Below are 14,001 nucleotides of genomic sequence, written 5' to 3' on the forward strand. Positions count from 1 at the left end.
TACTGCGAGTAGAGGCGAGTGGATGTGTCGAGTATCACAGATCGCCGACATCGCTGGTCGTGCGGTCCGTGCCCGCGACCGCACCCGACGCCGTCGGTGCCCGCGCCTACAGCCGATGCTGTCGGTGTCCGCGCTTACGCTGACGCAGTGATCGGCTTCCGCGTGCGCCGGGTTGTTCCCATCGTGTCGGACAGGTCTCGACCCGCTGGATATCGAGGCGAACCCACTCATGGCACCGGCTATGCGACCGGATAGCGCGAAGGTCTCGGCGGTCGGTGGATCGCTCGACCGTCTGGTCGCGCTGGTCGTCGAGCGACTCGATACCGCCGACGTGGTGGCGGCGGCGAAATGGGCGGCGGGTGACCAAGGCGAGCCGGTCATCGATGACCCCGTCCGTGAGGCCGAAGTCTATGACGCTGTGGCCCGGCTGGCCCGCGGCAACGATCTGCCGGAGAGCTGGGTGCGGCAGGCATTCTTCGGGCAGATCGAGGCGAACAAGACGGTGCAGCGTGGGTTGATTCTGCGGTGGCGTTGGGATCGCACCACCGCGCCGACCACGCCGACGGATCTCGGGTCCGTCCGTCCGGTCATCGACCGGGTGAACGCCGAGATTCTCGAGCACATGGTGGTTTGCCGAGCAGAGTTGACCGCTCCGGATTGTCTGGAACGGCTGGCGCGCATCGTCTTCGGCGTATTCGCCACCGGACGCGGTGACACTCTGCACCGGATCGCACTACTACGTGCCGTGGCTGCACTCTGTCCGGTGCGGATGGACCTCACCTGACGGGTGGGCGGTAACGTGTCCGACGCCACTCGAATCGTGGTTGCTGCATATATGCTGAATGTCATAGCGGACAAAAGAATCCAGATGGTCGGATTGGATTCGTGGCATGTCACACTGCCGTAAGAAGCATCGCGTCAGTCCTGTTACCTGATTAACTGTCGCTGGCTGGTTTGCCGGGTTCATAGTGGGGAAACTCTTTTCGACGCAGGTGAGGGTAGGTACCGCGCTTGCGAGAGCGATTCGACCGGCGGCGTGTGTCAGCTCTGCGGAGCTGGCACCCAGTGCCATGGGGATCGATCTTGCGGTACTCACTGCCTTACACTGGACAGCGCGCACACGTGGAGGACCGAATGAAGAAGCCCAGCTAGACCTGGTTATTAGCACAACCTAAGTTGGTTGGGTCCTGGACCTGGCTTATCGTTTGCTCTTACGCCGAACACAGAATGTTCGGCGGCATCGCCCGCTCGGGCAGCCCGTAGTCGGTGCTCAGCGTAGCGGGCGGGCACCTGCTCGGAGGTAAGGATCCTGTTAGGGATCTGTTACCGAAAGGCACCACTACGTCACAGAAGCGGGTGGAACAACTGCAGACCTGACTGCACGCCGAAGGCCATCAACGCGGCTGGCTTCGGAATGTACGGGCGCAGTCTTTGTACATAGGCGTTCGGACTTGTACACAGGCGTTCGTAGCGCCGTTCTTCGAAGGCCGAACTTTTTGAAGGCAGAGGCATGACGCAACTTCCTGGCCACCGGTCACCCGGCCCCATCGGGCTCTACGACCCGGCGAACGAGCACGACGCGTGCGGCGTGGCGTTCGTCGTCGATATGCACGGCCGACGCAGCCGCGACATCGTGGACAAGGCTATTACAGCTTTGGTGAACCTGGACCACCGTGGTGCCGCTGGCGCCGAGCCCAACAGTGGGGACGGTGCGGGCATCCTGATCCAGGTCCCGGACCGTTTCTTCCGAGCTGTCGTGGACTTCGAGTTGCCGCCGGAGGGCTGTTACGCCTCTGGTATCGCCTTCTTGCCGCAGGCTCGTCGCGAGGCCGCGCGCGCCGCCTACGGGGTGGAGAAGATCGTCCGGGAAGAAGGCCTCGAAGTCCTGGGCTGGCGTGAGGTGCCGATCGACGAGTCGTCGCTCGGGGCGCTCTCACGCGATGCCATGCCCAGTTTCCGCCAGATCTTCATCGCATCGCCGACGAACGCCTCCGATCAGCTGTCGGGCATGGACCTGGAACGTCGCGCGTACGTGGTGCGCAAACGCGTGGAGCACGAACTGGGTTCGGCCGGTGCGGGTGAGGGGGCAGTCGGCCGGGAGTCGGTCTACTTCCCGAGCCTGTCCGGACAGACCTTCGTCTACAAAGGCATGTTCACCACGCCGCAGCTGCGCGCGTTCTACCTGGACCTCCAGGATTCTCGCGTCGAGAGCGCGCTCGGAATCGTGCACTCGCGTTTCTCCACCAACACCTTCCCCTCCTGGCCGCTGGCGCACCCGTTCCGCCGAGTGGCGCACAACGGAGAGATCAACACTGTCACCGGCAACGAGAACTGGATGCGTGCCCGGGAGGCCTTGCTACGCAGCGACGTCTTCGGCGTCGACTCCGCCGGCAAGAACCGGCTGCAGAAGATCTTCCCTGTGTGCACCCCTGGGGCCAGTGACACCGCGCGGTTCGACGAGGTCTTGGAGCTGCTGCATCTCGGCGGCCGTAGCCTGCCGCATGCGGTGCTGATGATGATTCCCGAGGCGTGGGAGCGCAACGAGAACATGGATCCGCGGCGCCGCGCCTTCTACGAGTACCACTCGATGCTGATGGAGCCGTGGGACGGCCCTGCATCGGTGTGTTTCACCGACGGGACCGTCGTCGGCGCCGTGCTCGACCGCAACGGCCTGCGTCCCAGCCGCGTCTGGGTGACCGACGACGGCTTGGTCGTGATGGCCTCCGAGGTGGGCGTGCTCGATATCGACCCGTCCACGGTGGTACAGAAGACCCGGCTTCAGCCGGGTCGGATGTTCCTGGTCGACACCGCCCAGGGGCGCATCGTCGGTGACGAGGAGATCAAGTCCCAGCTCGCCGCGGAATACCCGTACCAGCAATGGTTGGATACGGGCGTATCGCGCCTCGCGGACCTGCCCGACCGTCCGCATGTTCACATGTCGCACGATCGGGTGCTGATTCGTCAGCAGATCTTCGGATACACGACCGAGGAGCTCAACATCCTGATTGCGCCGATGGCGAAGACCGGCGGCGAAGCGCTCGGCTCGATGGGTACCGATACCCCGATAGCGGTGCTGTCGGCCCGTTCCCGCCTGCTTTTCGACTACTTCTCCCAGCTGTTCGCCCAGGTGACCAACCCGCCGCTGGATGCGATTCGGGAAGAAGTGGTCACCAGCCTCAAGCGCAATATCGGTCCAGAGGCCGACCTGCTGCATCCGGGACCGGAATCCTGCCACCAGATCGCGCTCGAGCAGCCGATATTGGACAACGACGAGCTCTCCAAGCTGGTGCACATCAACGACGACGGCTCACACCCCGAGCTGCGGTCGGTGGTCGTGCGTGGTCTCTACCCGGTGCGCAAGGGCGGCATGGGCCTGCGGAGGGCACTCGAGGCGATCAATACCCAGGTTTCGGCGGCCATCGAGGGCGGAGCGCGGATCATCGTGCTGTCCGATCGCGAATCCAATGAAAAGTTGGCGCCGATCCCATCGCTGTTGCTGACCTCCTCGGTGCACCACCATCTGGTTCGCGAACGCACCCGCACCATGGTCGGTTTGGTCGTGGAGGCCGGTGACGCTCGCGAGGTGCATCACATGGCGACCCTGGTCGGCTTCGGCGCTGCCGCGATCAATCCGTACATGGCCTTCGAGACCATCGAGGACATGCTCGAGCGAGGCGCGCTAGAGTTGCCGGGAAGTACCGGCGAGCTGGCCGCCGACTACCGCAAGGCCGTTGCGAACTACAACAAGGCCGCGGGCAAGGGCGTGTTGAAGGTGATGTCCAAGATGGGCATCTCCACCCTGGCGTCCTACAACGGGGCGCAGCTGTTCCAGGTGATCGGCCTGTCCCAGGACCTGGTGGACGAATACTTCACCGGACTGCGCTCGCATCTGGACGGCATCGGCTTGGACGATATCGCCGACGAAGTCGCTCAACGCCATCGAGTCGCCTTCCTCGAGAACCGCAACGAGCGGGCGCATCGCGAGCTCGAAGTCGGTGGCGAATACCAGTGGCGGCGTGAGGGCGAGTATCACCTGTTCAATCCGGACACCGTCTTCAAGCTGCAGCACGCTACTCGCACGGGTCGGTACTCGATCTTCAAGGACTACACCAAGTTGGTCGACGATCAGTCCGAGCGGCTCGCGTCGCTGCGTGGTCTGTTCAAGTTCAAACACAAGGCGCGCACGCCGATTTCGATCGACGAGGTCGAGCCGGCTACGGAGATCGTGAAGCGGTTCTCGACCGGTGCTATGAGTTACGGCTCCATCTCGGCCGAGGCGCACGAGACCTTGGCGATTGCGATGAACCGGCTGGGTGGGCGGTCGAACTCGGGTGAGGGCGGCGAGTCTCCTGCGCGGTTCGAGCCGGAGGAAAACGGCGACTGGCGGCGCAGTGCGATCAAACAGGTGGCCTCTGGTCGATTCGGCGTGACCGCGCACTACCTCACCAACAGCACCGACATCCAAATCAAGATGGCGCAAGGCGCGAAGCCCGGCGAGGGCGGCCAGCTGCCCGCACACAAGGTGTATCCATGGGTCGCCGAAGTGCGGCACTCGACGCCCGGCGTGGGTTTGATCTCGCCGCCGCCGCACCATGACATCTACTCGATCGAGGATCTCGCGCAGCTGATCCACGACTTGAAGAATGCGAACCCCCAGGCGCGTATTCACGTGAAGCTGGTGGCAGAACCGGGCGTCGGCACGGTGGCGGCCGGTGTTTCCAAGGCGCACGCCGATGTCGTATTGATCTCCGGACATGACGGCGGTACCGGAGCCTCGCCGCTGACCTCGCTCAAGCACGCGGGTGGTCCCTGGGAGCTGGGGCTTGCCGAGACTCAGCAAACGCTGCTGCTGAACGGATTGCGTGACCGGATCGTCGTCCAGGTCGACGGGCAGATGAAGACCGGTCGCGACGTGATGATCGCCGCGCTCCTCGGCGCCGAGGAGTACGGTTTCGCGACTGCACCGTTGGTGGTCTCGGGCTGCGTCATGATGCGTGTCTGCCATCTGGACACCTGCCCGGTCGGTGTGGCGACGCAGAACCCGGTGTTGCGTGAACGATTCACCGGAAAGCCGGAGTTCGTCGAGAACTTCTTCCTGTTCATTGCCGAAGAGGTCAGGGAGTTGCTGGCCCAGTTGGGCTTCCGGACGCTGGACGAGGCCATCGGCCGGGTCGACATGCTCGACACCTCACGTGCCGAGCAGCATTGGAAGGCGAGCAAGCTGGACCTGTCGCCGATCCTGAAAGACGTGGAGACGGCGTTCATGTACCAAGACCGCCGATGCACCAAGGCTCAGGACCATGGTTTGGACAAGGCGTTGGATCAGCAGCTGATCGCGCAGAGCCGTGATGCGCTGGACCGAGGCCAGGCGGTGAAATTCGAGACCAAGATCACGAACGTGAACCGTACGGTCGGCACCATGCTCGGCCACGAAGTGACCAAGCTCTACGGTGGCGCCGGCCTGCCCGACGACACCATCGACATCACCTTCACCGGGTCGGCGGGCAACAGTTTCGGCGCTTTCGTCCCCGCGGGCATCACGTTGCGAGTGCATGGTGACGCGAACGACTATGTCGGCAAGGGCCTGTCCGGTGGCCACATCGTGGTGCGTCCATCGCTCAACGCTCCTGCCCAGTTCGCCGCGGAGGACAACATCGTCGCGGGCAACGTGATCCTCTTCGGCGCCACCAGCGGGCAGGTGTTCCTCAGCGGAGTGGTCGGTGAGCGGTTCGCCGTGCGTAACTCCGGCGCTACTGCGGTGGTGGAAGGCGTCGGCGACCACGGCTGCGAATACATGACCGGGGGTCGTGTGGTGATTCTCGGCGAAACCGGGCGCAACTTCGGCGCCGGTATGTCCGGTGGCGTGGCGTTCGTGTTCGACCCGAACGGCTCCTTCGCGTCCAAGCTCAATCCGGAGCAAGCGAATTCGCTCGAGCAGCTGTCGGGTGACGATTTCACCTGGCTGCGTGACATCGTCACTGCGCACCGGGATCAGACCGGGTCGCCTGTCGCCGACCGTATTCTGAGCGATTGGTCCCAGCAGGTGAGCCACTTCGTCAAGGTCATGCCGCGCGAATACAAGAAGGTTCTGCTCGCCATCTCCGAAGCCGAGAAGAGCGGCAGGGACGTGGACGAGGCGATCATGGAGGCAGCCCGTGGCTGAGTTCCGACCCGTCCACCAACCGAGTCCAACAGTGAGAGGCGAGAAGACGGAGGCCGCTCGTGGCTGACCCTCAGGGATTTTTGAAACACACCGCGCGGGATCTTCCCCAGCGACGACCGGTGCCGCTGCGGCTGATGGACTGGAAGGAGGTCTACGAGGAGAATTTCCCGCACAGAACCTTGCAGACTCAGGCCAGTCGGTGCATGGATTGCGGTATCCCGTTCTGCCACAACGGTTGTCCTCTGGGAAATCTGATTCCCGAGTGGAACGACCTGGTGTACAAGGGCCGCTGGCGCGAAGGTATCGATCGGCTGCACGCAACCAACAACTTCCCCGAGTTCACCGGGCGATTGTGCCCTGCGCCCTGCGAGGCGTCCTGCGTGCTCGGGATCAACCAGGATCCGGTCACGATCAAGCAGGTCGAGGTCGAGCTCATCGAGAATGCCTTCGACGAGGGCTGGGTGACTCCGGTCTATCCGACGCGTCTCACCGGAAAGAAGGTCGCCGTCGTCGGTTCCGGCCCGGCCGGCCTCGCCGCGGCGCAGCAGCTGACTCGTGCCGGGCATACCGTGACCGTGTTGGAGCGGGCCGACCGCATTGGTGGCCTGCTGCGCTATGGCATCCCGGAATTCAAGATGGAGAAGCGGTTCATCGACCGCCGACTCGCGCAAATGGAGGCCGAGGGAACGGTTTTCAAGACCGGTGTGAACGTGGGTGTCGACATCACCGCTGACCAGTTGCGCGAGCAGTACGACGCGATCGTGCTCGCCGGTGGCGCCACCCTCGCGCGCGACCTGCCGATTCCGGGTCGTGAACTGGACGGTATCCATCAGGCGATGGAATTTCTGCCGTGGGCCAACCGGGTGCAGCTCGGTGACGACGTGACCGACGCCGAGGGTCTGCCGCCCATCCACGCGAAGGACAAGAAGGTCATCATCATCGGTGGTGGCGACACCGGAGCCGACTGTCTCGGGACCTCTCATCGGCAGGGTGCGGCCAGTGTGCACCAATTCGAGATCATGCCGCGTCCGCCGCAGGAGCGGGCCGAGTCGACCCCGTGGCCGACCTACCCGCTGATCTATCGGGTGTCTTCGGCGCACGAGGAGGGTGGCGAACGGGTGTTCTCGGTGAACACAGAGCGTTTCGTCGGTAGGGACGGCACGGTGACCGGTCTGGAAGCCCACGAGGTCACCATGGTCAATGGCCGCTTCGAAAAGGTCGATGGCACCGACTTCACGCTCGAGGCCGATCTCGTGTTGCTCGCGATGGGCTTCGTCGGTCCCGAAAAGCCGGGTCTGTTGACCGATCTCGGCGTCGGCTACGACCAGCGCGGCAATGTGCATCGCGACAAGAACTGGGCGACCAACGTTCCGGGCGTCTTCGTTGCGGGGGACATGGGACGCGGCCAGTCGCTCATCGTGTGGGCCATTGCCGAAGGTCGTGCCGCAGCCGCGGGTGTGGACCGGTACCTGGAAGGCGATACCGCTCTTCCCACTCCGATTGCGCCCACGACCGTGGCTCAGCGCTGATCCACCGCTCTGCGGAGCGAAAACAGTGGCGCCTGTGGCGAATTCGTCCACCGGCGCCACTGTTGTGTCCGCTGGGTCCGTCACCGAATCGTGCCCTCGTCCGATCGAGCACCAGTGGAAAATCCGACACGCGAGAAGTTCGAATGGCATTGCACCGGCTGTAGCCCTATTGTGATGTTCGGCGCGCCGCTGATCTTGGAACGTGGTTGGAGCGCCGCTGTGTCCGTTGGATGACTTGCGCTTACGCGGTATGTACCGCAGCAGAATCCAATGGAGTGAGCGTTGACGCGGCACTCGCCGGGAAGGCCGACGAGGGCAAGGTTGGAGCGGTATGCATTGGAAAAAGGTTGTCGCGGCCGTTGGGGCGTCAGCGACGGTGTTGTCCGGCTTGTTCTTCGGTAGCGCGGCGGCAGGGGCAGCGCCTGGATGCCCGAGCCTGTACGTGGTGGCGATTCCCGGTACCTGGGAGACCGGTCCGGACAAGGCGCCGCTGCCAGGGATGTTGGCCGGTGTCACGCGAGGCCTACCCGCCGGGACCGCGGTCGACTATGTGTCGTACGCGGCAACTGCCTTCCCCTGGGAGGGAGAGATCTACGGCGCGTCGAAGAACGAAGCGGTCACCGCGGCTCGCGGTCTGATCGCGGACATGGCGGCCCGGTGTGGCGCAACCAGGATCGCGCTCGTCGGCTACAGCCAGGGTGCGGACGCCGCTGGCGATATCGCAGCCGAGATCGGAACCGGCCACGGTGTGGTGGCGCCCGACCGTATCGCCGGCGTCGGTCTGATCTCGGATCCGCGCCGCGCGCCGACCGACATCCAGGTCGGGCCGGTGGCGCCGGGAGCGGGCGCCGGAGGCGCTCGGATCGGCGGCTTCGGCTGGGTGAGCGACCGTACCCGGACGATTTGCGCGGTCGAGGACCTGTACTGCGCGACCGAAACCGACGATTTCATCACCCGGTTCGCCGGATTCCTGGCCCAAGCATCGGACGCCGACCCGGCCAGCCTGTGGCGATACCAACAAGAGGCCACCGCTCTCTTCGGCGATCTGATGGCATCCGGTGGCCTGCCGACTCTGCAAGCCCAGCTCACCGACTCGGCGAATCGGCAACGCGTCCAAGACATCGAGCGCTTCTACAGGACCCAAGCGCATACCGTCTACGGGAACTACCCGGTGGGTGACGGCCACACCGCGATTACGTGGATGCACGAGTGGATCGCGAGTATGGCCTGAGCGGTCAGCGTCGCATCGCGATGGTGCGCGGCAAGAGGTCCCACACATGCCCGTTCTCGTTGATGGTGGTCGCCCTACGGCGACCGGTACGGGAGAACAGAATCCGAGTGACCGAGCAGTAGTCGATCGGAAAGGTCAACGGTCGCGGTAACTCGAGGATCTCTTGGAGGAGCACATTGATCACCCCGCCGTGGGCGAACACGATGACGGTGTCGGAGCGGTCGGCGGCTGCTACGACACCGCTCATGGCGGCGCGTACCCGGGATTTGAATGCCTCGGCGTCGATCTGTATCGGCAGATGCCCGGCTCTGATCCGCTCGTAGACATCGCGATATTCCTTTTCGAGATGCTCGTCCGGGATATAGACGGGCAGGTCACGATCATATTCGGCAAGGTCGTCGACGATGTCGACATCGATCCCGAGTTTGGCGGCGGTTGGTGCTGCTGTTTCTCGCGCTCTGCGCTGCGGGCTGCTCACCACACGGGCGACCTGGTGATGCTCGAGTGCCGCCGGCACTCGGTCGGCCTGCTCCAGGCCCACCGGCGCCAGTTCTGGGTCTGCAGGCCCGACGGAATTCAGGCTGCGGACCGGTTGGGCGTGACGAATGAGGATCAGTTGCACACGTCCCACTGTGCACCATGACGCCGCTCGCGGGTGCACGTCCTGCCTGGGCCGCCATCGATCAGCGCGGTTTCACCAGGGGAAACGGCCGTGTCTCGCGGATGCTGCGGCCGGTGATCATCATCACGATGCGGTCTACGCCCAGCCCGAGCCCGCCTGTGGGTGGCATGGCGTGCTCGAGCGCTTGGAGGAAGTCTTCGTCGACTTCCATCGCTTCTGGATCGCCGTTGGCCGCCAGCAGCGATTGTTCGGTCAGCCGGCGCCGTTGTTCGACCGGATCGGTGAGTTCGCTGTAGCCGGTGCCCAGTTCGACGCCCCAGGCGACCAGGTCCCAGCGCTCGGCGACCCCGGCGACGCTGCGGTGCCGCCTCGCCAAAGGACACACCGAGATCGGGAAGTCGATGTAGAACGTCGGTTCCGTGGTGTGGGACTCGACCAGGCGCTCGTATATTTCCAACACCACCTGGCCCGCGTCCCAGCTGTGCTGGTATGGCACGTCGGCCTTGTCGCACAGCTCGCGCAATTCCTCGACCGAGGTATTCGGGCCGATCGGGGCGCCGATCGCCTCCGACACCGCCGCGTGCACCGTCTGCACGCGCCATTCGCCGGAGATGTCCACCGTGTCGAGCGTGCCGCTTCCAGTGGGTCGCACTGCCACCATCGCACCGTTCGCGGCCACCGCGGCGCGCTGGATCAACCGGCGGCAGGTGTGCGTCATGCGCTCGTAGTCACTGTGCGCCTCGTACGCCTCGAGAATGGTGAACTCAGGGTCGTGGCTGAAATCGACGCCTTCGTTGCGGAAGACCCGCCCGATCTCGAATACTCGCTCCAAGCCTGCGACACACAGTCGTTTCAGATACAGCTCGGGTGCGATGCGCAGGTACAAGTTCAGGTCGTAGGCATTGATGTGGGTGCTGAAGGGTCTCGCATTGGCGCCGCCGTGTACTTGCTGCAGAATCGGCGTCTCCACCTCCAGATATCCCCAGGAGTCCAGGCTGTCTCGGAGTGCGCGTACCACCGCGCCGCGTTTGGCCAGCACGTCGCGCACATCGCTGTTGATCATCAGATCGACGTAGCGTTGCCGCACTCTGGCTTCCGGATCGGCCAGGCCTTTCCACTTGTCCGGCAGCGGATGCAGACACTTGCCCAGCATTCGCCAGTCCGCGGCCAGCAGAGACAGCTCGCCGTGTCTGCTGTACCCGAGTCGACCGCTGACCTCGATCAGATCGCCGAGGTCGAAGTACTCGCCGAATTGGGCACTGCGGTGCACGTCGACTCGGTCGCGATCGATGATCAGTTGAATGTCGTCGGTCCCGTCTTGGACCACGGCGAAAATCACGCCGCCGTAGTCGCGGATGCGCAGTAGTCTGCCGCAGACCCGGACCGTCGTACCTTGCGGGCAACGGCGCGCCTCGGCCACGGTGTGGGTCGGCGGATATGCTGCCGGGTAGGGGTCGATACCGGAATCGGCAAGGCGCGTCAGCTTGTTCATCCGGACCCGCACCTGTTCGGGCCTGCGTGGAAGCTGCTTCGAGGCGTCGACGTCGGAGGTGTCCGGCGGACTGCCGTCGCTGTGCAGGCCCGTCATGCCGAGGGGAGCCGCGGTGCGGGCACCGGTGTGCTCCGCCGCACCCCGTTTGCTCAGCCGTGGGAGGAAGCCTTCGGCCAGCGCGCCGGCGACCGCGACCCGCGGCAGTTGCCGGCGTTCTTCGAACAGGAAGAATCGGGGCGCCCAGTGCGGTTGATATTTCACATTCGAGCGATACAGCGCTTCCAGTTGCCACCAGCGCGAGAAGAACAGCAGCACGCCCCGCCAAAGGCGAAGTACCGGACCGGCTCCGATCCGGCTGCCTTCCTCGAACACCGAACGAAATACCGCGAAGTTCAACGAGACTTTGGTGATGCCGTACTGCTCGGAGTTCAACGCGAGTTGCGAGACCATCAGTTCCATGACGCCGTTCGGACCCTGCGGATCGCGACGCATCAACTCCAAGGAGACGCCGGTGCGCCCCCAGGGAACCAGCGACAACATCCCCAACACCCGGTCTTGCCGATTGACTGCTTCGACCAGTACACAATCGCCATCCAGTGGATCGCTCAATCTGCCGAGTGCCATCGAGAATCCGCGTTCGGTCTCGGTATTACGCCAACTGTCCCCACGCGCGATGATCTGGGAGAACTCCTCGGCGGGGATGTCGCGGTGTCTGCGAATGCGGACCGTGACGCCGTGTCTGCGTAGCCGATTCGCCGCTTGACGCACCGGCTTCATCTCCGGACCCGCCAGCGAAAATTCCCTGGTGTCCACGATCGCCTCGTCACCGAGTCGCAGTGCCGAAAGGCCGGCGCGTTGATATACCTTTGCACCGAGTTCGCTGGCGCCCATGACCGCAGGGGCCCAGCCGAATCGGTCGGCCAGGCGCAGCCAGCTGTCGATCGCTTGCGGCCAGGCCTCGCGCGTGCCGATCGGATCGCCGCTGGCCAGGCAGACACCCAGCTCCACGCGGTAGGTCACCGCCGCCTTGCCGCTCGGTGCGAACACCACCGCTTTGTCTCGGCGGGTGGCGAAGTAGCCCAGTGAATCCTCGACGTCTGCGCGCTCCAGCAGTCCTCGGATTGCGGACTCGTCCCGTCCGGTCATGGCGTTGGCCGCACGTTGCGAGCGCAGCAGAACGACGACGGCGGCCAGCAGGGCGAGCGCACCGAACAGGCCGAGCACGAGGTCGACGAACGGCGGCGGGCGACCGTCGAAGTGCTCGTTGTCCGCCAGTACCGCTGCGGTGACTCGATAGACCGCCCAGGCGGGTCGTTGTGCTCCCGGCGGCAAGGTTCCGGGAAACAGCTCTACCACGCCCCACCCGAGCCCGGCGCCTACGGTGAGACCACCGACCAGGATGCCGAGCGCCTTCCAGCCGGCACCTCGGCGGACCACGGTGTAGAACTCCGGCCACGCCGCGAGCAGAACTCCGATCACGATCAGGTGGGCCACCATGGCCACCAATGCGTGGGTATCGCCGTGCTCGGCGAAAGTGACCGCGTTGAACGCGGCGTAGATCGCCAGATAGCCGAGCAGTGCCCACCAGGCGATCCGCTTGCGGCCGGCGATCGCACCGGCCATCAGTCCGACGACCAGTGCCCACATCAGATTGGTGTTCGGTGCGTCGAAGTAATAGTGGTCGATGTAGCGGCGCGGTATGTGCGTAATGAAACGCACTCCGGGCGAAAGGCTCCACAGGAAGCAGAGTGCGGCGAACACACCGAGCGTCGAACCCGCGATGTGTGGCAAATCCGAAAGGCGCCCGTGGCCTCGATGAGGGACCGGCGGAATTGGTTTCTCCGGATATGGCTCGGATTGTCGAGATCGCAGGGCTTGCGCGGATGTCACGGAACCAGTGTGTACGCAGCTGTAGAGAATTCGCCACGCGTGTGGCGTGGTGTGTTCGACGGGCCGTATTCGTCGTGAGCTGGCTGTGGTCGGCAGGTTTGCCCGACCGACCCAACGGGTGTGTTCGTGTGGTTCATGGGAACGATGTGCCAGCGGCCGGACGAGGTGTCTGCCGGCGTTTTCGAGTCGGCCTTCCTCTTCTGGCGATTTTCCGTGCGATCGGGCGAGCGAGTAAACATTACTCCATGCGAGAACCTGTCGATGTGCCGATCGATGATGATGTGATTCGACTCGGTCAGTTCTTGAAGTTGGCCAACTTGATCGAATCCGGTGCGGAGGCGAAAACGGTGATCGCAGCCGGATTGGTTCGGGTGAACGATGAGATCGAGTTGCGCCGCGGACGGCAGTTGCGTCCTGGTGACGTGGTCGCCTTCGCAGGTCACTCGGCCCGAGTTACCGGATGAGCGTCGTGTGTTCGATTCGGCACACGTGTATGGCGAAGGCCGAATCGGGTCAGCTCTCGACACGCAGGACGACGCCATCGGGGTCACTGTAGAGCATCTCGCCTGGGACGAAGATGACCCCGCCGAACTCGACCGGAACATCGCGGTCGCCGCTTCCGGTCTGCGTGCTCTTACGGGGATTGGTGCCCAAGGCCTTGATGCCGATGTCCAGCGTGCGCAGGATGGCGCTGTCACGGACCGCGCCGTTCACGACGACCCCGGCCCAGCCGTTCTCGACGCCGCGTCCGGCGATGATGTCGCCGACCAATGCGGTGTGGATGCTGGCGCCGCCATCGATCACCAGTACCTTTCCTTCACCAGGTTCGCCGAGAGTCTGCTTCACCAGCAGATTGTCCTGGAAGCATCGGATCGTGGCGATCCGTCCGGAAAATGCCGTTCGCTTGCCGAACTGAATGAACTGGGTGTCACAGCTGCGGATCTCCGGGCCGATCACATCGGCGAGGTCTGCGGTCGCGGTGACATTCTGTGTGTCGGTCACCGGGTTCATTGTGCCGTGCGCAGACTTGAGCCTGCCCGCGGCCCCTGGATGCGGACCGCGAATTCAACGGTT

General features: G+C 64.2%; 8 protein-coding genes. 5 read left to right on the plus strand and 3 right to left on the minus strand.

What is annotated here, in order from left to right:
- The first annotated feature begins 229 nt into the window (after window positions 1-229).
- The 4 genes from K940_RS26490 to K940_RS0100925 all read left to right on the plus strand — a co-directional run bounded on the left by K940_RS26490 (window position 230) and on the right by K940_RS0100925 (window position 8,923).
- Window positions 230-784: a chorismate mutase gene (locus K940_RS26490; RefSeq protein WP_155980703.1), complete on the plus strand. Its 555-nt coding sequence runs from the start codon at window positions 230-232 to the stop codon at window positions 782-784.
- 726 nt (window positions 785-1,510) lie between these two features.
- Window positions 1,511-6,163, plus strand: a complete 4,653-nt coding sequence (gene gltB / locus K940_RS0100915) for a glutamate synthase large subunit (RefSeq protein WP_028475966.1) — start codon at window positions 1,511-1,513, stop codon at window positions 6,161-6,163.
- Window positions 6,164-6,222: 59 nt separating this feature from the next.
- The gene (locus K940_RS0100920; RefSeq protein WP_028475967.1) at window positions 6,223-7,692 is read left to right on the plus strand and encodes a glutamate synthase subunit beta; all 1,470 of its coding nucleotides are present in this window, start codon (window positions 6,223-6,225) and stop codon (window positions 7,690-7,692) included.
- Window positions 7,693-8,023: 331 nt separating this feature from the next.
- Window positions 8,024-8,923 carry a cutinase family protein gene (locus tag K940_RS0100925; protein WP_028475968.1) on the plus strand — a complete coding sequence of 300 codons (900 nt, stop codon included), beginning with the start codon at window positions 8,024-8,026 and terminating at the stop codon, window positions 8,921-8,923.
- 4 nt (window positions 8,924-8,927) lie between these two features.
- Here K940_RS0100925 and K940_RS0100930 read toward each other — a convergent pair whose 3' ends face one another.
- Complete coding sequence (locus tag K940_RS0100930) at window positions 8,928-9,545, minus strand: histidine phosphatase family protein (protein ID WP_028475969.1); 618 nt, start codon at window positions 9,543-9,545, stop codon at window positions 8,928-8,930.
- A gap of 61 nt (window positions 9,546-9,606) precedes the next feature.
- Entirely contained in the window at window positions 9,607-12,909 is a 3,303-nt protein-coding gene (lysX, locus tag K940_RS26495) for a bifunctional lysylphosphatidylglycerol synthetase/lysine--tRNA ligase LysX (RefSeq protein WP_369797450.1), read from the minus strand.
- A gap of 263 nt (window positions 12,910-13,172) precedes the next feature.
- Here lysX and K940_RS0100940 point away from each other — a divergent pair, with 263 nt between their 5' ends.
- The gene (locus K940_RS0100940; protein ID WP_028475970.1) at window positions 13,173-13,391 is read left to right on the plus strand and encodes an RNA-binding S4 domain-containing protein; all 219 of its coding nucleotides are present in this window, start codon (window positions 13,173-13,175) and stop codon (window positions 13,389-13,391) included.
- 49 nt (window positions 13,392-13,440) lie between these two features.
- Here the strand turns inward: K940_RS0100940 and rraA are convergent, their stop codons facing one another.
- On the minus strand, window positions 13,441-13,938 hold the full coding sequence (rraA, locus tag K940_RS0100945) for a ribonuclease E activity regulator RraA (protein ID WP_196812064.1): 498 nt from the start codon (window positions 13,936-13,938) through the stop codon (window positions 13,441-13,443).
- Window positions 13,939-14,001: the final 63 nt, after the last annotated feature.

Source organism: Nocardia sp. CNY236 (assembly GCF_000482385.1).
Taxonomy (GTDB): domain Bacteria; phylum Actinomycetota; class Actinomycetes; order Mycobacteriales; family Mycobacteriaceae; genus Nocardia.

What these genes read in the sequence shown, in the direction of transcription:
- K940_RS0100925 (WP_028475968.1), top strand. Translation starts at nt 8,024, where the DNA reads ATGCATTGGAAAAAGGTTGTCGCGGCCGTTGGGGCGTCAGCGACGGTG.
- K940_RS26490 (WP_155980703.1), top strand. Translation starts at nt 230, where the DNA reads ATGGCACCGGCTATGCGACCGGATAGCGCGAAGGTCTCGGCGGTCGGT.
- K940_RS0100940 (WP_028475970.1), top strand. Translation starts at nt 13,173, where the DNA reads ATGCGAGAACCTGTCGATGTGCCGATCGATGATGATGTGATTCGACTC.
- rraA (WP_196812064.1), bottom strand. Translation starts at nt 13,938, where the DNA reads ATGAACCCGGTGACCGACACACAGAATGTCACCGCGACCGCAGACCTC.
- gltB (WP_028475966.1), top strand. Translation starts at nt 1,511, where the DNA reads ATGACGCAACTTCCTGGCCACCGGTCACCCGGCCCCATCGGGCTCTAC.